Source organism: Streptomyces sp. NBC_01016, from assembly GCF_026341035.1.
GTDB lineage: Bacteria > Actinomycetota > Actinomycetes > Streptomycetales > Streptomycetaceae > Streptomyces.
Window position 1 is genome coordinate 3,097,538 of sequence record NZ_JAPEOQ010000002.1, and the last position, 17,528, is coordinate 3,115,065.

The window sequence follows — 17,528 nt, forward strand, 5'->3', positions numbered from 1 at the left end:
GCTCCTGACGGGGTGCGGGTGCGGGTGTACGGCCGATGGCCGGCTGAGCTCGCAAACGAGGCCCGGCTCACATGTACGAACTCACAAGTACCAACTCACGAGTACCAACTCACATGAACCGCCCACCCGTTACCTCCAGCACGGTTCCGGTCATGTACGAGGACAGGTCCGAGGCCAGGAACAGCGCGACGGAGGCGACCTCCTCCACCTCGCCCGCGCGCCGCATCGGGATCTCGGCCATCTTCTGGTCCCACGCCTTCTCCGGCATCGCCTCGGTCATGGCGCTGCGGATCAGACCGGGCTGGACGGCGTTGACGCGCACACCATGGTGGGCCATCTCCTTGGCGGCGGCCTTCGACAGGCCGATGATTCCGGCCTTGGCGGCGGAGTAGTTGGTCTGCCCGACCATGCCGACCTTGCCGGACAGCGAGGAGATGTTGACGATCGCGCCGCGCTTCTGCTCACGCATCACGGCGGCGGCCTTGCGGGTGCCGTTCCAGGTGCCCTTGAGGTGGACGTCGATGACCTGGTCGAACTGGTCCTCGGTCATGGTGCGCATGGTGGCATCGCGGGTGATGCCGGCGTTGTTGACCATGACGTCGAGGGAGCCGAAGGTGTCGATCGCGGCCCGGATCAGGGCGTCCACCTGGGCGGCCTCGGTGATGTCGCAGCGTACGGCGTGTGCGACGGAGGGCCCGCCGAGTTCCTTGGCCGCGGCCTCCGCTGCCTCCAGGTTGAGGTCCCCGAGCACGACCTTCGCGCCCTCGCGGACGTAGGCCCTGGCGATGGCGAGCCCGATGCCCTGGGCGCCGCCCGTGATGACTGCGGTCTTGTCGGCCAGAAGTGCCGTGGCTGCCATGAGTGTCTTCAGCTCCCTGTGGTCGTGGTGAACGGGTGCGCGGCCCGGCGGGGACGGATGACGCCCGCCTCGCCGAGTTTCTCCAATTCGGCCTCGCTGAGCCCCAGTTCAGTGCGGAGTACGTCGTCGGTGTGCTGGCCGACCGTGGGCGAGGGTTCGGGCGTGGACTGGGTGTCGTCCATGACGACGGGGGAGCCGGGTGCCCAGTGCGCGGGGATGCCGTCCTGGCCGACGCGGGCCATCAGCGGGTTCTCGCGCAGCAGTTGGGCGCCGTCGGCGGCGAGGTCGGTGAAGCTGCGGTAGGTGGACCACAGCACGCGGGTGCGGGCGAGCGCCTCCTGGGCCTCGGCGAGGGTGTGTGCCGCGAACCAGTCGGCGAGCAGCTCGCCGAGGACCTTGCGGTGGGTGTAGCGCTCGAACTCGTCGGAGAGATCGGCGCCGAGTGCACGGCCGACGGCGTCGACCGCGTCGGTGAGACCGGTGGCGCCCAACAGGCCCTGCCAGTGACGGGTGGTGAGGGCGACGACCATGAGGCGGCCGCCGTCGGCGGTGGCGAAGTCGCGGCCGAAGGTGCCGTAGACGTAGTTCCCGGCGCGGACGCGCGGTGTGCGGTCGAGCTGGGCCTCGGCGAGGTAACCGAGGTTGCCCGCTGTCGCCAAAGCCACGTCCTCCAGGGCGACGCGGACCTGCTGGCCCTCGCCGGTGCGCAGCCGATGGCGTTCGGCGGCGAGCAGACCGACGGCGAGATAGAGACCGGCGGCCACATCCCAGGCGGGCATCAGGTGGTTGACCGGATCTGGCGTGCCCTCAGGGCCGGTGAGCTGGGGAAAGCCTGTGGCGGCCTGCACGGTGTAGTCGACGGCGGCCGAGCCGTCCCGACGTCCGGTGAGCAGCACGTGGATCAGATCGGGGCGGCGGGCGGCCAGAGCCTCGTACGAAAGGTCCTGATAACGCTCGGAGTTGGCGATCACGATGCCGCCGCCCGGGCCGCCCCCGGTGGCCAGACCGGCGACGATCTCACGCCCCTCCTCGCTGCGCAGGTCGACCTCAACGGCCCGCTTGCCCTTGTTCAGGCCGGACCAGTACAGGCTCGTACCGCTGTCGGCGAGCGGGTGCCGGGTGCGGTCCGGCGCGCCGTTGAGCGGCTCGACGCGGATGACGTCGGCGCCCAGCTGGGCCAGCGTCATCCCGCCGAGCGGGCTGGCCACGTAGCTGGAGAGCTCGACGATCCGCATGCCCTCAAGGGGACGGGAGCGTGACGCCACGGGGTGAGGCATGCGTTCTCCTCTCATTCCTTATGCCCGTACGGGTACGGGCTTTCCTTACGCATACGGGACGCATACGGGACACATACGGGTACGCGTACGGGTGCGGGCTGCCGACTCAGGCCGGGAAGACCGGGCGGCGGCGTTCCAGGAACGCGGCCCGGCCCTCCACGAAGCCCTGGCCGCCGAGCAGTTCGACCTGCGCCGCCGCCTCCGCGTCGAGGACCGCGTCCAGGTCCTGTGCCTCCTGGGCGAAGATCCGCTTGGTGGCGTCGACCATGGAGGGCGACGCGGCGGCGAGCCGCTCGGCCCGCTCCCGCGCCCGTGCGGCCACCTTCTCGCTCTCGGTGATCTCGCTGACCAGGCCGATCCGCTGGGCCTCGGTGGCGTCCAAGTCCTCGGCGAACAGGATGAGTTCCTTGGCGCGGGCCGGTCCGACGCGCTGGGCGAGGCTCCAGCTGAGTCCGGAGTCCGCGGTGAGCCCGATCTTGGCGAAGGAGGCCGCGAACCGGGCGTCGTCGGCGGCCACGACGTAGTCGCAGGCCGCGGCGAGCCCGAGGCCCAGGCCGTACGCCCCTCCGCGCACCGCGGCGACCACCGGCTTCGCCGAGCACGCCAGTGCCCGGGCCACGTCATTGACGACGGCGAGGCGCTCGCGGGCGACGCTCGGGTCCTGCGCCATCGAGCGGATGTCACCGCCCGCACAGAACACCTCGCCCGCACCGGTCAGCACGATCGCCCGGCACTCCGGATCCTGCCCGGACTCCCGCAGCGCGGCGAGGAGTTCGCGCCGGTCGGCGAGGTCGAGGGCGTTGCGCCGGGCGGGCCGGTTCAGGGTGAGGGTGTGGACCGGGCCCTCGCACCGCACGTCCACGGCGGGTTCGATCATGACCGGGCCTGCCGCAGCAGCTGCTTGGCGATGATGACCTTCTGGATCTCGCTGGTGCCTTCGTAGATGCGGAAGAGCCGGGCGTCGCGGAAGCAGCGCTCGACGACCGTGCCGCGCATGTAGCCCATGCCGCCGTGGATCTGTACGGCCAGGTCGGCGGCCTTGGAGACCATCTCGGAGCAGAACAGCTTGGCGGCCGAAGGACGGATCCTGCGGTCCTCGCCGGAGTCGTACTTCTCGGCGGCGTCCAGGACCATGGCCCGGCCCGCGAGCACACCCGTCTGGATCTCGGCGAGCATGCCCTGGACGAGCTGGAACTCGCCGATGGGGCGGCCGCCCTGCTTGCTGGTCGCCGCGTGGGCGACGGACTCCTCCAGGACCCGCTCGGCCATGCCGACACACAGCGCCGCGATGTGCACACGCCCGCGTACGAGGGACTGCATGGCCGTGCCGAAGCCCGCGCCCTCCTCGCCGCCGACGAGCGCGCCCTTGTCGACCCGTACGTCGTCGAAGAACACCTCGGCGGTCCAGGCGCCCGCCTGCCCGGTCTTGGCGTCCTTCGGGCCGACCGTGACGCCCGGAAGACCCGCCTCGACGAGGAACACGGAGATGCCCTTCGTCCCGGTCGCCTCCTCGCCGGTGCGGGCGAAGACGACGAACAGGTCGGCGAGCGGCGCGTTGGTGATGAACCGCTTGCTTCCGTTGATGACGTATCCGTCGCCCGCCCGGACGGCGCGCGTGGTCAGGCCCGACGGGTCGGAGCCCGCCTCCGCCTCGGTCAGCGCGAACGACGCGACGGCGCCCTCGGCGAGCCGGGGCAGCCAGTGCTTCTTCTGCTCCTCGGTGCCCGCGTTGTCGAGGACCTTGCCGGCGATGCCGTTGTTGGTGCCGAACATCGAGCGGAACGCGGGCGTCGTGTACCCGAACTCGAAGGCGAGTCGGACGTCTTCGGACAGGCTCGCCCCGAGCCCCCCGTACGCCTCCGGCAGCGTGTACCCGAACAGGCCCATCTCGACGGCCTTGCGGCGGACGTCCTCCGGGATGGCGTCCGTCTCCTCGATCTCGTCCTCGCGCGGGACCACGTCCTCCCGCACGAGGGTGTGGACGGCGGCGACGACCGCCTCGAACTCCTCGGCTTCCATCGTGAATCTCCTTTCCAGGTACGTCAGTTGACAGGGGCGCGGGTTGAGTTGGTAGGGGCGAGGTGTGAATTGACTGGGTCGCGGTGCGAGTTGGCCGGGGTGAGGTGCGCCAGCGCGTCCACCGCCGCCGCGCCCTCGCCCACCGCGGCAAGGAGCAGCGGGTTGACGTCCAGCTCCGCGAGCTCGTCCGCGAGGTCGGCGGCCAGCCAGGACAGCCGCGCGATGGTGTCGGCGGCGGCCTCGACGTCGCGGGCGGGCTTGCCGCGCACCTCGCCGAACAGACGGCTGCCGCGCAGGGACAGCAGCAGTCGCCGGGCGCCGACCGTGTCGACGGGGGCGACGGCGACCCGGCTGTCGGCGAGCGCCTCGACGAGGATGCCGCCGAGCCCGGTGACCACGACGGGCCCGAACACCGGATCGTTCTTGACGCCGACGATCAGCTCGGTGCCGCCGCCTTCGGCCATCCGCTGGACGAGAACGCGGGCGTCGTCCACGCCTGCCTCGCGGGCGATGCGCAGCACATCCTCGGCGGCCTCGCGCACGGCGTCTGCGCCGTCGAGGCCGAGCCGGACGCCGCCGATGTCGCTCTTGTGCCCGATCCGTTCGGACAGCAGCTTCACGGCGACGGGCCCACCCAACTCCCGGGCAGCGGCTGCCGCTTCGCCCGGATCGATGGCCGGGCGCGATGCCGCGGCCCGCACCCCGTAGGCGGCGATCAGCTGCGTCGACTCGTACTCGTCGAGCTGGGTGCGGCCCTCGGCGCGGGCGCGGGAGACGACGGCGCGGGCGGCCCCGGTGTCGACGTCGGCGGGACGCACGGGGGCCGGGAGGGCCGGCCGCAGGCTGAAGTCGGCGAGGAGACCGAGGGCGCGGGCAGCCTGGGCGGGGTCGGTGTAGCAGGGGATGCCCAGCTCGCGCAGCCGGGTGCGGGGACGGCCGCTGCCGCCCGTCCACACGACGACGAAGGGGCGGTCGGTCGAGCGGTACGCCTCGTCGAGGGCCTCGATGAGCGTGTCGGCGCAGTTGTCCGCGCAGCCCAGGAGGACGGCGATCATGTCGGTGCCCGGATGCTCGACGGCGACCTTCAACGACCGCCGCAGGATGTCGGGTTCGGCGATGAGGCTGCCGGTGAGGTCGACGGGGTTGCGCGGGGACCCGTAGACGGGGATCGCGGCGGCCATGGTGCGCTGCCACTCCTCGTCCCAGGCGCGGACCTCGATGCCGTGGCCCGCGGCCGCGTCGGCCATCAGGGCCCCTGCACCGCCGGAGACGGACAGGGAGGTGAGCCTGCGCCCTGCCGCGCGGCGGCCGGTGGAGAAGATCTGGGCGGCCTCCAGCATGGACTCGGGACCGTCCACGCGCAGAATGCCGTACTGCCTGATCGCGCCGTCGAAGACGGCGTCCTCGCCGGCGAGCGAGGCCGTGTGGGACTGGGCGGCGCGGGCGCCGGCCTCGGAACGGCCGACCTTGACGGCGATGATCGGCTTGTCCCGCTCGTGCGCCTCCCGGGCGGCGTCCAGGAGACGGCGGCCGCCGGTGACACCTTCGAGATAGGCGAGGATCACCTCCGTGTCGTCGCTGCGCACCAGACCGTCGACCAGCTCGGCGACCGAAAGGTCCACCTCGTTGCCGGTGTTGAGGTAGTGGGATATCCCGATGCCGAGGTTCTGGGCGGCGTTGAACACGAAGCCCCCGAAGGCGCCGCTCTGGCTGAGGAAGGCGATCGGGCCCTCCACCAGGTCGGCGTCCTCGTCGAGCGCGGAGGTGAAGGTGGGCAGCGCCCGCTCGCGGGAGGCGATCATGCCGAGGCAGTTGGGGCCGAGCACCCGTACCCCGCTCTCGGCGATCGCGGCCTTCAGGTCCTCCTGGAGCTCCACGCCCCGGCCGCCGACCTCGGCGAACCCCGAGGCACCCAGGATGGCGGCGGGGATGCCGCGCCGGCCGCAGGCGCGGACGGCGTCGGCGGACTGCTCGGCCGACAGCATGATCATGGCGAGGTCGATGTCCCCGTCGATGTCGTCCAGGCCGCGGTAGGCGGTCAGGCCCTGCACCTGATCGCGCTTGGCGTTGACGGGAAGGATCCGGCCCGTGAACCCGAACCGCTTGAGGTAGTCGACGGGCCGCCCCGACAGCTTCGTCGGGGTGTCGGATGCGCCGAGGATCGCGATGGAGCGGGGGTGCAGGAGTGCGTTCAGGGCGTCGTCGGTGCGGGGGCGGTCTGCGTGCTGCTGCACGGTTCCTCCTCGGGACTGCGAGACACGAAGTACGAGTAGGTGGAGGTCAGTTGGCGGCGGCGGGCGAGGCCTCGGTCTGCTGCTCCTTGTCGACGGTTCTGGCCGCCAGGGTGAGGAAGGCGCGGGCCGCGACGAGTGAGATCGCGCCGAGGACGACCACGAAGAGGACCGGCAGCACGATCGTCCCGGAGGCGGACAGCAGCGACTGAAGGATCACCGGTGCCAGCCCGCCGAGCACGCCCGCGAGCCCGTACGCCGTGGAGATGCCGGTGTAGCGGACCCTGGCGGGGAAGGCCTGGGCGAACATGCCCGCGACGATCGCGTAGTACATGACGTCCGGGATGGTCGCGAGGACCGCGCCGGTCACGGCGAGCGGGAAGCTCCCGGTGCCGATCAGGGTGAACATGACCGGGATCGTGGGGATCTGGCAGGCCAGGATGACGGTGACGGCCTTGCGGACGCCCCAGCGGGTGGCCAGCACGGCGCCGAGCGGTTGCACGAAGAACTGCACGATGCTGGCGACCAGGATGACGGTGAGGAAGTCCTGCCGGCCCATGCCGACTTCACCGGTCGCCCAGGACAGGGCGAAGGTGTCACGGGCGTAGACGATCGCGAAGACGGTGAACGCGGCGCCGACACCGAGCAGCAGCAGCTTGGAGTGCTCCCGGAACAGGGTGACGACCGGCACCTTCACGGTCTGGTCGGCGGCCCGCAGGGACACCATCGCAGGAGACTCCTCCAGGCTGAGCCGGATCACCAGGCCGATGATCACCAGCAGGGCGGAGGCCAGGAACGGGATCCGCCAGGCCCACGCAAGAAGTGCCTCGTCGGAGAGCCGCCCTACGGCGAGGAAGGAGAGGGTGGCCAGGATGCGGCCGGTGGGCGAGCCCTGCTGGGCGAAGGCCGCGAACAGGAACCCGCGTTCCTTCTTGGCGTGTTCGGTGGTGATCAGGACCGAACCGCCCCACTCACCGCCGAGCGCGATGCCCTGCACGGTACGGAACACGGTGAGCAGGACCGGCGCGGCCACACCGATCTGCCCGTACGTCGGAAGACACCCGATGCCGACCGTGCTGACACCCATCAGCAGCAGCGTGGCGACGAGCGCCTTCTTGCGGCCGAGGCGGTCGCCGAGGTGGCCGAAGAGGATGGCGCCGAGCGGCCGGGCCAGGAAGCCGACCCAGAAGGTGACGAAGGAGAGCAGCACGCCGACCGTCGGGGGCACGTCGGCGAAGAACAGCGGGGCGAACACCAGGGCGGAGGCGGTGCCGTAGACGTAGAAGTCGTACCACTCGATCGTCGAGCCGAGGTAGGAGGCCCAGCCCGCCCTGCGGGCCATCTTCTCCTCTGCGGGAAGCCGTCTGATCGGCATCTCGTCCCGCTCCTTCCGGTGGGCCGCGGACGTCGTCGTCCGGGCGTGGGCAGGGGAACTCCGTGGGGAATCAACGTGATCGCGCTCACAGGGAAGCTATGGCTGCCGAATGGTTTCGTCTAACACCAAACTTGCCTACCGTTGATTCGGCTGCGCGACATAATCACCGGTGACCTGCGCGGACGCACCCGGCACCGGGCACGTTCAACGGGCCGGAACCGAACGGGAGTTCATGTGGAATTGCGTCATCTGCAGTCGTTCGTGACGGTCGCGGAGGAGCTCAACTTCCGGCGGGCGGCGGAGCGTCTGCGGATGTCGCAGCCTCCGCTGTCCCAGCAGATCAAACGCCTGGAGCACGAGGTCGGCGTCGTGCTGCTGCGCCGCACGACGCGGCAGGTGGCGCTCACGGCGGCGGGGGAGGCGTTCCTGACGGAGGCCAGGCGGGCGCTGCGGGCCGTGCAGGAGGCGCCGCTCGCCGCGCGCCGGGCCGCGAGCGGACAGACCGGGGTGGTGCGCCTCGGGTTCAGCGGGCCCACCTCCCACGAGGTGCTGATCCTGATGACCCGGAAGTTCCGCGAACACCGCCCGCGCGTGCGCCTGGAGATCCACGGCCCGGTGTACGGCGGCGAGTTGGTGACCCGGCTCACCGACGACGAGATCGACGCGGGGCTGATGCGGCTGCCGGTCGCGGGCACCGGCATCCAGGCCCGCGAACTGACCCGGCACGGCATCGTGGTGGCCCTCCCGGCGGGCCACCGGCTCGCCACGCGCGCGGAGATCGGCATGGACGACATCCAGGACGAGCCCGTCGTCAGCCACCCCACCAATCGGGGCGCGGGCATCGTGGCGCTGATCCACACCGCCTATCTGGCCCACGGTTCGAGCCCGCGCATCGTCCAGGAGGCGCCGGACACGCATACGATCCTGACGCTGGTCGGCGCCGGCGTGGGCATCGGCTTCGTGCCGTCCTCCGCCAGCCACCTCAAGGTCCCCGGCGTGGTCCTCATCCCGGCCCGCGACATCCCGCCGCTGCCGCTCGCCCTGGCGTGGCGCGCGGGCGACCCGAACCCGGCGCTGCACGCGCTGATCGACCTGCTGGACGAGATCGCGGCGGACTGTGCGCCGGGGGCGGTGGCCACGTGAGGCGGCGGGCCGCGGGAGGTCAGCGGCGCTGGCGGACGTGGAGCAGCGGGGCGCCCGCCGGGTAGAGGTACTTGGCGGCGAACAGGGGCCGGCTGCCCCAGGACACGACCTGCGTGACGAGCGTCGCCGGGGTCTGCGCGGAGCGTTCCATCGCCGCGCCGCGTTCCTCGCCGAGCAGGGTCGCGCCGACCGTGCTGCGGCCGGTGAGCGGGGCGTCGGTGGCGGCGAGGAGGACGGCGCTCATGCTGCGGTCGGACGCCCCGCCCCGGCTCGCGTCGGCCGTGCGGTCGAGGAGTGCGGGCCCTTCGGGGACGGCCTCGGCGAGGGTGGCGTCGTCGGCCGCCCACTCGTGCGCGAAGCACGCGGGCACGCCGTCCGCCGACAGCAGGGTCTCCCAGAACCAGGTGCTGTCGCTGCCGGACAGCCGCAGGTGGTGGGCGGAGAAGTCGGTGGGCAGGTCCCGGCTGGCGGCGAGCCGGCGGCCGTCGACGTGGGTGGTGTCGAGCAGGTCCTCGACGGGCGAGAGGCGTTCGAGGCCGCGCGGCGGCAGCTGATGGCTGACCCGGCTGCCCACCCCGTGCTTGCGGGTGATCACGCCGTCCTCCTGGAGCAGGATCAGCACCTCGCGCAGCGCGGGGCGGCTCACACCCAGCTCCCCGGCGAGCGTCGGCTCGGAGGGCAGCACGGAGCCGGGCGGGAAGGTGCCGTCGTGGATCGCGGCGACGATCCGCTCGTACAGCTCGACGCGGGGCGGTCGGCGGTGAGCCGCACGTGCGGTCATGGGGCGGGGCCTCTCGGTCATGTCAACCATTGTCCGGCCGCCAGTGGTCATACATCCAGCGGGCTTGGTGCGGGGTCCCTTCGAGCATGCACCAGAGCCAATACGCCGGTCAACAGTGGAAATCAACCCCTTGTCAGCGAGGCGATCCGTACTTACGCTCCACCGCAGACTTCAGTTGTCTGACAACTGGCGCTGAGTGTCTGGCAACCGGCGCTGAGCTGGATTGAACCCCCTCCTCGCGGAAGGCCCCCGATGAACGCCCCCATGCCCCTGCTCATGGACTGCGACACGGGCGTCGACGACGCCCTCGCCCTCCTCTACCTCGCCGCCACCCCCGGCGTGGACCTGCGCGGTGTCACCACCGTCGCGGGCAACACCAGCGCCGAACAGGCCGCGATCAACACCCTCCAGGTGCTCGAACTCGCGGGCCGCACCGACATCCCCGTCGCGGGCGGCGCCGCCACCCCGCTCACCGGAACCGATCCCGAGTACGCCACCCATGTGCACGGCGACAACGGCATCGGCAACATCCAGCTCCCGCCGCCCGCCGCCGACCTCGACCGGCGCGACGCCGTGCAGCTCATCATCGACGCCGCGCACGAGGCCCCGGGCGCCCTGCACATCCTGGCGACCGCGCCCCTCACCAACCTCGCCCACGCCCTGGAGCGCGAGCCCCGGCTCCCCGAACTCGTCGGCCACGTCACGGTGATGGGCGGCGCCGTCCACCACCCCGGCAACATCGGCGCCCGCGCCGAGGCCAACATCGGCAACGACCCCGAGGCCGCCGCACGCGTCCTCGCCGCGGGGTGGGAGCTGACCATCGTCCCCCTCGACGTGACCATGCGCGAGCGCCTCACCCCCGCCCACCAGGACCGGCTGCGCGCCCACGGCACGCCGGCCGCCCGCTTCGCCGCCGACGCCCTCGACGTCTACTTCGACTTCCACGAGCGGATCGTGTTCCCGTTCCGCGCCTCCGCCTGCCACGACCCGCTGGCCGCCGCCATGGCCGCCGGTGACCTCACTCCGGTCCAGGCCCCCGTGCTGCATGTCACCGTCGACACCACGCAGGGCCCCGCGCGCGGGGAACTCGTCGCCGACGCCCGGGGCATGTACCGCGACTATCCGCGTACGCCCGAGGCCAACGCCCGCGTCCTCCTGGAGACCGACGGCACGTTCCCGGAGCGCCTCGTGGAGCGGATCAACTCCATAGACGTGCCGACCGCAGACGTACCGGCCACAGACGTATCGGCCGGAGCCGTACCGGTCGCAGACGCACCGGCCGGAGGCGCACCGGTCGGAGCCGCCCAGCCCGCCGCCGGATCCGGAGCCCTCTCGTGAGCCGCACGGCCCCCGCGGCGACCGCCGAGGTCGCGGAGGGCACGGGCCGCCGCGGGAGGTCGCACGCCCTGCTGCTCACCGCGCTCATCGTCGCGGTGATCGCGTTCCAGCTCGGTGCCTCCATGGTCACCCCCGCGCTCCCCGAGATCGCCAGGGAATTCGATGTCTCGGCCTCCCAAGTGGCGGGCGCCCAGGACCTGTTCTTCCTCGTCGGCGGTGTCGCGGGCGTCGTCCTCGGCCGACTCAGCGACCGCGTGGGCCGCCGCCGCATCCTGCTGGCCGCGATGGTCACGATGTGCCTCGGCGCGCTGATCGCCGCCCTGGCACCCAGCGTCCCCGTGCTCATCGCCGGACGCATCCTCCAGGGCGCCTCCGGTGCCACCTTCCCGGTCACGTACATGCTGCTGCGCGACACCATGAGCCCCGCCAGGTTCGGCCCGGCCCTCGGGCTCGTCACCGCCATCAACGGGGGCGTCGGCGGTCTCGACGGCCTGGTGGGCGGCATCGTCGCGGACACCGTCGGCTTCCGCTGGATCTTCGGTGCCATCCTCGTCGTCGGCCTGACCGCGATCGTGCTGGTGCTGCGCTTCCTGCCCGAGACCGCGCCCAAGGACGGGCGGCGGATGGACTGGTGGGGCGCCGCCGCGCTGTCCGCCGCGCTCGTCTGCGTCAACCTCGCGCTCAGCAAGGGCTCCGCACACGGCTGGTCGGCTCCGCTGCCACTCGCCCTGATGCTCGCCGCACTCACCCTGCTCGTCGTCTTCTGGCAGTTGGAGAAGCGCCGCACCGCCCCGCTCATCGCCGTCGAGCACCTGCGCTCGCGCCAGGTGTGGCCGCTGCTCGCGACGACCCTGCTGACCCTGATGGGCGTCTTCTCCGCGATCAACTTCACGTTCGTCCTGCTCAGCCAGGACGGGGAGTTCGGCTACGGGATGAGCGCGACGCTCTCCTCCCTGCTCTACCTCACCCCGCCCGCCGCCATCGGCCTGCTCTCCGCGCCGCTGACCGGGTGGCTGGCGCCGCGCAAGGGCTGGCTGGTGCTCCTGCGCACGGGCCTCGGGCTCAGCCTCCTCATCCTGCTCGGCACGGCCCTGCTGCCGGACAACCGGTGGCTGCTCTTCGCCGCGGCCTGCGCCCTCGGCATCGCGTACAACGGCCTGGCGATGACGCCGCTCAACGCGCTCGGCGTCGTCGTCTCCCCGAAGGACGCGCCCGGCGCGGTCCCCGGCATCAACGCGGCCTGCTTCGGCATCGGCTCCTCGGTGGGCATCGCACTCGTCGCCCCGGCGGCCGGCTCCGGCACGCTCGGCGGCATCGAGCAGGCGCTGTGGATCTCGGCCGGCTTCACCTTCCTCGCCCTGCTCGCGGCGTGTGTCCTGCGCCTTCCGGCGAGCGAGGGCGGCGACGAGGCCCGGGCGTGACCGGGCGCCGCGTCGACCTATAGTCGATCTCATGAGTCGTTGGCAGGAACTGACCGGTGGAAAGTCCGGGGGCGAGTACGCCGCCCGCTTCGAGGCGCTCGCGCGCAGCGGAAAGGACATGCACGGAGAGGCGTCGTTCTGCTCGGCCCTCGTGCCCGCCGGGGCCCGGGTGCTCGACGCCGGGTGCGGCACCGGACGGGTCATGATCCGGCTCGCGGAGCTCGGGCACGACTGCGTGGGCATCGACCTGGACGTCTCCATGCTCGACGTGGCGCGGGAGCGGGCGCCTCAACTGCCCTGGTTCCAAACGGATCTGGCCGAGTTCGACCCGGCCGCGCTCGGCATCACCGCGGACTTCGACCTCGTGGTCGCCGCCGGCAACGTCCTGCCGCTGCTCACCCCCGGTACCGAGGCCACGGTGGTCAAGCGCCTGGCCGGGGCCCTGCGCCCGGGCGGCCTGCTGGTCGCGGGCTTCGGCCTGGACGCGGCCCACCTGCCGGTGCCGCCCACGATCACACTGCCGGAGTACGACGCCTGCTGCGAGGCAGCCGGACTGACCCTTGTGGACCGGTTCGCCACCTGGGACGCCGCGCCGTACGACGACGGCGGCTACGCGGTCAGCGTCCACCGCCTCGGTTCCTGACGGGGCCCGCGTGGACGTGCCGTCCGTCCCCGGACGCCCTGCGCTCCATGGGCATGCTGATCGAGCAGGCCGCTGTCCGACTGGCTCACTGACTGACCGGCCGTGTGGGTGCACACGCGCCGGGCGGGGAGCACCCGCCCGGCCGCGTCGCCGTCGAGGTACTCCTACTCGTAGCTGCGGTCGAGGAGTTCGAAGAAGGCGTCGCCGCGCACGATCTCGAACGGGTCGTCCAGCAGCTTCGCCAGTTCCGCGATGTCGCTCGGCGTCCAGCTCCACGCGTTGATGGCCGCGGCGATGAACATCGGCTTGTCCGGATCGCGGCCCTCGATGTGGTGCAGCAGCGCGTCCCGGAAGTCGGCGCCCTTGCCCTGCGGGTAGAAGTTGCCGATCACCGGGATTCCAGCCGGGCGGGCCTGTAGATCGCCGGTCTCCCAGGACTGGATGACACCCCGCAGCGGCGTGTTCTTCCGGAAAGACGCCATGACGCTCTCGTCGAACGGCACCCAGCCGTCGTTGTCCGCGTTGCGCGGGTTGTACGCGTAGACGAGATCCATGCCGGTGCGCCGCAGATAGCGCCCCGTGAGTTCGGTGTACGAGTCCAGCGCCGCCTTCGGCCACGAGCCCGGATAGGTGTAACCGGCGCCGGACGGGCCGCAGATGAGCAGGTCGTTGTCGGTGGCGGTCTTCTGGTAGTACGCGAGTTGGGCGGGGCCGATGTCGGCGAGCAGCGGGGTGACGGTCCAGTTCACCGGTACGTCGCCGCGCTTGGGGTCGTCCCAGATGTCGCGCATGCGGCGCTGGCAGTACTGGATGTTGTCGCCCTCGCCGACGGTGAACGTGACGTACACGCGGTTGCGCAGCTCGGCCTTGGGGCGCTTCGGTACGCGGCCGGAGACCTTCGCGGGGACACCGGCGTGCACGGTGCCGTTCATGTAGAAGTCGGCGGCGACGACCGGCACTCCGTGCTGCGAGGCGCGGTCCACGCCGCCCCACTCGCCGGCCACGTCGTTGGGGAACCATCCGGCGTACGGGGTGGTGGGCGCCAGCTTGGTCAGCACCTCGTCGAGCAGCTTGCCGGTGTCGCCGGACGGCGGCAGCCACAGCACCATGGCCCGGCTCGCCACCACGTAGTCCCGGAAGTACGGGAAGGGCTCGACACGGGTGGGCGCGGTGGCGGTCGCGGTCACCAGGTACTGGTTCCAGAGGTCGACGTCGACGGTCAACTTCCCTGTCCCCGCAGGCGCCTTGAAGTGGTAGACGAAGTAGCCTCCGCCGTCGGCGAAGCGGTTCGCCTTGTCGCCGAGCGAGGAGTTCAGGCCGTCGAACAGATAGGGCTTCTCGCCGTCCGTGCCCGGCGTGAAGGACGCGAGCTCCTTGCCGTCCGCCGTGACCTTGACGGAGCCGACCGAGGCGCCCCAGCCGTCGTCGCCGAAGGAGTCCTGGAAACGGAGGTAGACATCGTTGTCGCCGCCCAGTTCGGGGCTGAGGTCGAGCGTGCGGGACTTCCGGTTGGAGGTGTCCCGGATCCGCTCGCTCTCCCGTGCCACCTCCCGCCACTTGACGCCGCTCACACTCACGGTCCGGGTCGGCGGCAGACCGGACAGCAGCGCGTGGTCGCAGTGCGGGAAGAGCTTGTCGAGCTGCCAGCGGTAGGTGCCCAGGACGTCGTCCGGGTCGAAGCGGCCGCGCAGGTCCACCAGGGTCTTCAGGCCGTGGTCGCGCGCCTGCTCCGCGGTCGCGGCCACCCCGTTCTTGAGGCCCGCGAGCGTGGTGGCGACGTTCACGGAGTCCGGCACGTCGGGGTCGACGAGGACGGCGCCGCGCACCCGATCACGGTAACGGCCCACCAGATCAAGGGCGTTGTCGTGCTGGGCGACGGACGCCCCGGTGCTCGACAGCCACCGCCGGTCGGCCGCGCCGTCGTCGAAGGTGAAGTAGAGGCGGGGGCCGCTGCGGTTCACGGTTCCCTGAAGGGTCGTCAATAGCAGCTGGTCGTAGCCATTCAGGGCGCCGACGTGCGCGACGTCGAGCCGCGTCGGGCGGCCGAAGGACGGCAACAGGCGGGCGGGTGCGGCGCGTTCGGCTGCGGCCGCTGCCGCCGCCGGGTTCGGCAGGGAGATCCCGAAGGCCCCGGCGGCCAGGGCCGCTCCGCCGGTCCGCAGGACGGTTCTTCGTGTCACCATCGACGTTCACTGCTCCTCGATCGGGCCACTCTGACATCGTTGTCGACCGTCGGTGAACGTAACCAGTGGGTGGGGCGTTGTCTATGGGATACGCACATACTTTTGCGGGAGGGTGCGGCTCTCAGTCGAGAACCGCCGTCGCCTCGACCTCGACGAGTACGTCGGGCTCGAAGAGGTGGTCGACCCCGATCAGCGAGGCCGGGGGGGAGTCGGTCGCCCAGGCCCAACTCCCCGGCCACCTGGCCGATTCCGGCCATGAACGCGTCGATCTTCTCCGGCGCCCACCGCACGACGTAGAACGTCAGCCGCACCACGTCGTCGAACGTCGCGCCCGCCCCGGCGAGCCCGGTCGCGGTGTTGCGCAGCGCGTGGGCGACCTGGCCGGCCAGGTCACCCGGTGCGACCTGGGTCCCGTCCGGGGTGCGGGCAATCTGACCGCTCACGTACACATGGCGCGTGCCGGTCGCGACGGCGACGTGGTGGTAGGGGGTGGGCTGCAACATGCCGGCGGGGGTGAAACGGTGAACGGACATCAAGGGCTCCTCATGCCTCATTGCTCATGTCTCATGTCTCGAGTTGCTCAGGTCTCATGGCTCGCGCCCGGAGTCGAACGACTTGCATGTATACCTTTGATACCTGGTACACAAAGGACACTTCAACGAGACCAGGTTTCGGCATGGATACCGCCCCCACCCCGGACAGTGAACTCCGCGTCACCGCCCCGCACCGGGAACTCCTCGACCAAGTCCTGGACAAGTGGTCGCTGAGCGTCCTCAACGAACTCTGCGAACGGCCCAGCCGGTTCAACGAACTGCGCCGCGCCATCCCCGCGGTGACACAGAAATCGCTCACCGCGACCCTTCGTCGACTCGAGCGCAACGGCATCATCGAGCGCGAGCTGCTCAGCTCCCGCCCGGTCGCCGTCGAGTACCGGATCACACCCCTCGGCAAGACACTCCGTCGCCCGGTCGACGTACTGCTGGACTGGGCCACGACCCATATGCCCGAGATCGAACGCGCACGCCGGAGCTTCGACACCGAGTGAGTCGGCGGTCGGCGGGCCCAAGTCCTTTGCTCGATTCGCTCGTTGATCGTGCGTACACATCAAGGGAGTCACGGGATCAACCGGTTGTCTGCACACCGTCTTCACGCAGGTCAGGCCTGTTACCCGGTTATGACATGGCGATCTTGACGTAAAGGGCCTGTGGGCAAGTAGGTTCGTGATGCAACGATTTACCATGACGAACCGGCGGTCACCCGCCGGAAGGAGGGGGCGTTCCATGGGTTCCCATGCCCGACCCAATCGGCTGCACAAGACCGGCGCGAGATTCGCGACGGTCGCGCTCTTCGGAGCCGTCCTGCCGATCACCGCCGGCGGCATCGCCCAGGCGGCCACACCGGCCGCCACGCACTCCGCCGAGCAGAACGACGGCGCGCCGGCCGCGGACACCCAGGACGTCCCTGACATCGCGGCCGACCACGCCTACCTCCTGGACGCCCGTGACGGCAGCCAGGAGCGTGAGATGTGGGCCGGGGCCAAGGCCGACGAGAGTGTGTCGATGGCCAGCACGACGAAGATCATGACGGCCGTGGTCGTGCTCAAGCACCCGGAGTGGCTCGACCGGCAGGTCACGGTCAAGCAGGAGTACCGGGACTACGTCCAGGCGAATGGCGCGAGCACCGCAGACCTCCAGACCGGCGACAAGCTGACCGTCCGCCAGCTGCTGCACGCCATGCTGATCCCCTCCGGCGGAGACGCCGCCATGGCCCTCGCCGACAACTACGGCGTCGGGTCCACCACGGAGGCGCGCATCGCCGACTTCGAGCGCCAAATGAACGCCGAGGCCGCGCAGCTGGGCATGACCGGCACCCACTTCGACTCGTTCGACGGCATCTCGCACGGCGACAACCGCAGCACCGCCCGCGATCTCGCCAAGCTCGGCCAGCGCGCCATGCTCCAACCGGTCTTCGCCGACGTGGTGAAGCAGAAGAAGTACGAGGCCGAGGCCCCGGCGGCCAACGGCCACACCCGGTACTACACCTGGGAAAACACCAACGACCTGCTCGGCACCTACGACGGCGCCCTGGGCATCAAGACCGGCAGCGGCGAAGAGGCCGGCTACTCCCTCGTCTTCGCCGCGAAGCGCGACAACCGCACCCTGGTCGGCGCGATCATCGGCGCCGACAAGGAGGTCTTCGGCGACGCCACGAAGGTGCTCGACTGGGGCTTCGCGCACTGACGGGACCGTCCGTCACGC

General features: G+C 71.1%; 14 protein-coding genes and 1 pseudogene. 6 read left to right on the forward strand and 9 right to left on the reverse strand.

Annotation, left to right across the window (positions count from 1 at the left end; translation table 11 throughout):
• Nucleotides 1-109: 109 nt before the first annotated feature.
• The 6 genes from fabG to OG746_RS40885 form a co-directional block, all read right to left on the reverse strand.
• Complete coding sequence (fabG, locus tag OG746_RS40860; RefSeq protein WP_266723982.1) at nucleotides 110-859, reverse strand: 3-oxoacyl-ACP reductase FabG; 750 nt, start codon at nucleotides 857-859, stop codon at nucleotides 110-112.
• An 8-nt stretch (nucleotides 860-867) separates the two neighbouring features.
• Entirely contained in the window at nucleotides 868-2,136 is a 1,269-nt protein-coding gene (locus tag OG746_RS40865; RefSeq protein WP_266723984.1) for a CoA transferase, read from the reverse strand.
• Between the two features lie 106 nt (nucleotides 2,137-2,242).
• Nucleotides 2,243-3,013 (reverse strand): enoyl-CoA hydratase/isomerase family protein, encoded by a 771-nt coding sequence (locus OG746_RS40870; RefSeq protein ID WP_266723986.1) that lies wholly within the window; start codon nucleotides 3,011-3,013, stop codon nucleotides 2,243-2,245.
• A complete protein-coding gene (locus tag OG746_RS40875) occupies nucleotides 3,010-4,155 on the reverse strand; it encodes an acyl-CoA dehydrogenase family protein (protein WP_266723988.1) in 1,146 nt (381 codons plus the stop codon). Before OG746_RS40875 ends, OG746_RS40870 begins: the two co-directional genes overlap by 4 nt.
• Before the next feature lie 23 nt (nucleotides 4,156-4,178).
• Entirely contained in the window at nucleotides 4,179-6,389 is a 2,211-nt protein-coding gene (locus OG746_RS40880) for an acetate--CoA ligase family protein (RefSeq protein ID WP_266723990.1), read from the reverse strand.
• A gap of 46 nt (nucleotides 6,390-6,435) precedes the next feature.
• Nucleotides 6,436-7,761, reverse strand: a complete 1,326-nt coding sequence (locus OG746_RS40885) for an MFS transporter (protein WP_266723992.1) — start codon at nucleotides 7,759-7,761, stop codon at nucleotides 6,436-6,438.
• A gap of 234 nt (nucleotides 7,762-7,995) precedes the next feature.
• Here OG746_RS40885 and OG746_RS40890 point away from each other — a divergent pair, with 234 nt between their 5' ends.
• A complete protein-coding gene (locus OG746_RS40890) occupies nucleotides 7,996-8,904 on the forward strand; it encodes a LysR substrate-binding domain-containing protein (RefSeq protein WP_266723994.1) in 909 nt (302 codons plus the stop codon).
• A 19-nt stretch (nucleotides 8,905-8,923) separates the two neighbouring features.
• On the opposite strand, the gene OG746_RS40895 is transcribed toward OG746_RS40890, so the two are convergent.
• On the reverse strand, nucleotides 8,924-9,706 hold the full coding sequence (locus OG746_RS40895; RefSeq protein WP_266723996.1) for a GntR family transcriptional regulator: 783 nt from the start codon (nucleotides 9,704-9,706) through the stop codon (nucleotides 8,924-8,926).
• Nucleotides 9,707-9,937: 231 nt separating this feature from the next.
• On the opposite strand from OG746_RS40895, the gene OG746_RS40900 reads away from it, so the two are divergent.
• The 3 genes from OG746_RS40900 to OG746_RS40910 are packed head-to-tail and all read left to right on the forward strand — an operon-like array spanning nucleotide 9,938 to nucleotide 13,087.
• Nucleotides 9,938-11,023: a nucleoside hydrolase gene (locus OG746_RS40900; protein ID WP_266723998.1), complete on the forward strand. Its 1,086-nt coding sequence runs from the start codon at nucleotides 9,938-9,940 to the stop codon at nucleotides 11,021-11,023.
• Nucleotides 11,020-12,444: an MFS transporter gene (locus tag OG746_RS40905; RefSeq protein ID WP_266723999.1), complete on the forward strand. Its 1,425-nt coding sequence runs from the start codon at nucleotides 11,020-11,022 to the stop codon at nucleotides 12,442-12,444. Before OG746_RS40900 ends, OG746_RS40905 begins: the two co-directional genes overlap by 4 nt.
• Before the next feature lie 31 nt (nucleotides 12,445-12,475).
• Nucleotides 12,476-13,087, forward strand: coding sequence for a class I SAM-dependent methyltransferase (locus tag OG746_RS40910; protein WP_266724000.1), 612 nt, complete (start codon nucleotides 12,476-12,478; stop codon nucleotides 13,085-13,087).
• A 164-nt stretch (nucleotides 13,088-13,251) separates the two neighbouring features.
• On the opposite strand, the gene OG746_RS40915 is transcribed toward OG746_RS40910, so the two are convergent.
• On the reverse strand, nucleotides 13,252-15,270 hold the full coding sequence (locus OG746_RS40915) for a GxGYxYP domain-containing protein (RefSeq protein WP_266724001.1): 2,019 nt from the start codon (nucleotides 15,268-15,270) through the stop codon (nucleotides 13,252-13,254).
• A gap of 121 nt (nucleotides 15,271-15,391) precedes the next feature.
• Nucleotides 15,392-15,803: pseudogene (locus OG746_RS40920) on the reverse strand (RidA family protein).
• A 143-nt stretch (nucleotides 15,804-15,946) separates the two neighbouring features.
• Between OG746_RS40920 and OG746_RS40925 the strand changes: the two are divergent.
• Nucleotides 15,947-16,315: a winged helix-turn-helix transcriptional regulator gene (locus OG746_RS40925; protein ID WP_266724002.1), complete on the forward strand. Its 369-nt coding sequence runs from the start codon at nucleotides 15,947-15,949 to the stop codon at nucleotides 16,313-16,315.
• Between the two features lie 235 nt (nucleotides 16,316-16,550).
• The gene (locus OG746_RS40930; RefSeq protein ID WP_266724003.1) at nucleotides 16,551-17,510 is read left to right on the forward strand and encodes a D-alanyl-D-alanine carboxypeptidase family protein; all 960 of its coding nucleotides are present in this window, start codon (nucleotides 16,551-16,553) and stop codon (nucleotides 17,508-17,510) included.
• Nucleotides 17,511-17,528: the final 18 nt, after the last annotated feature.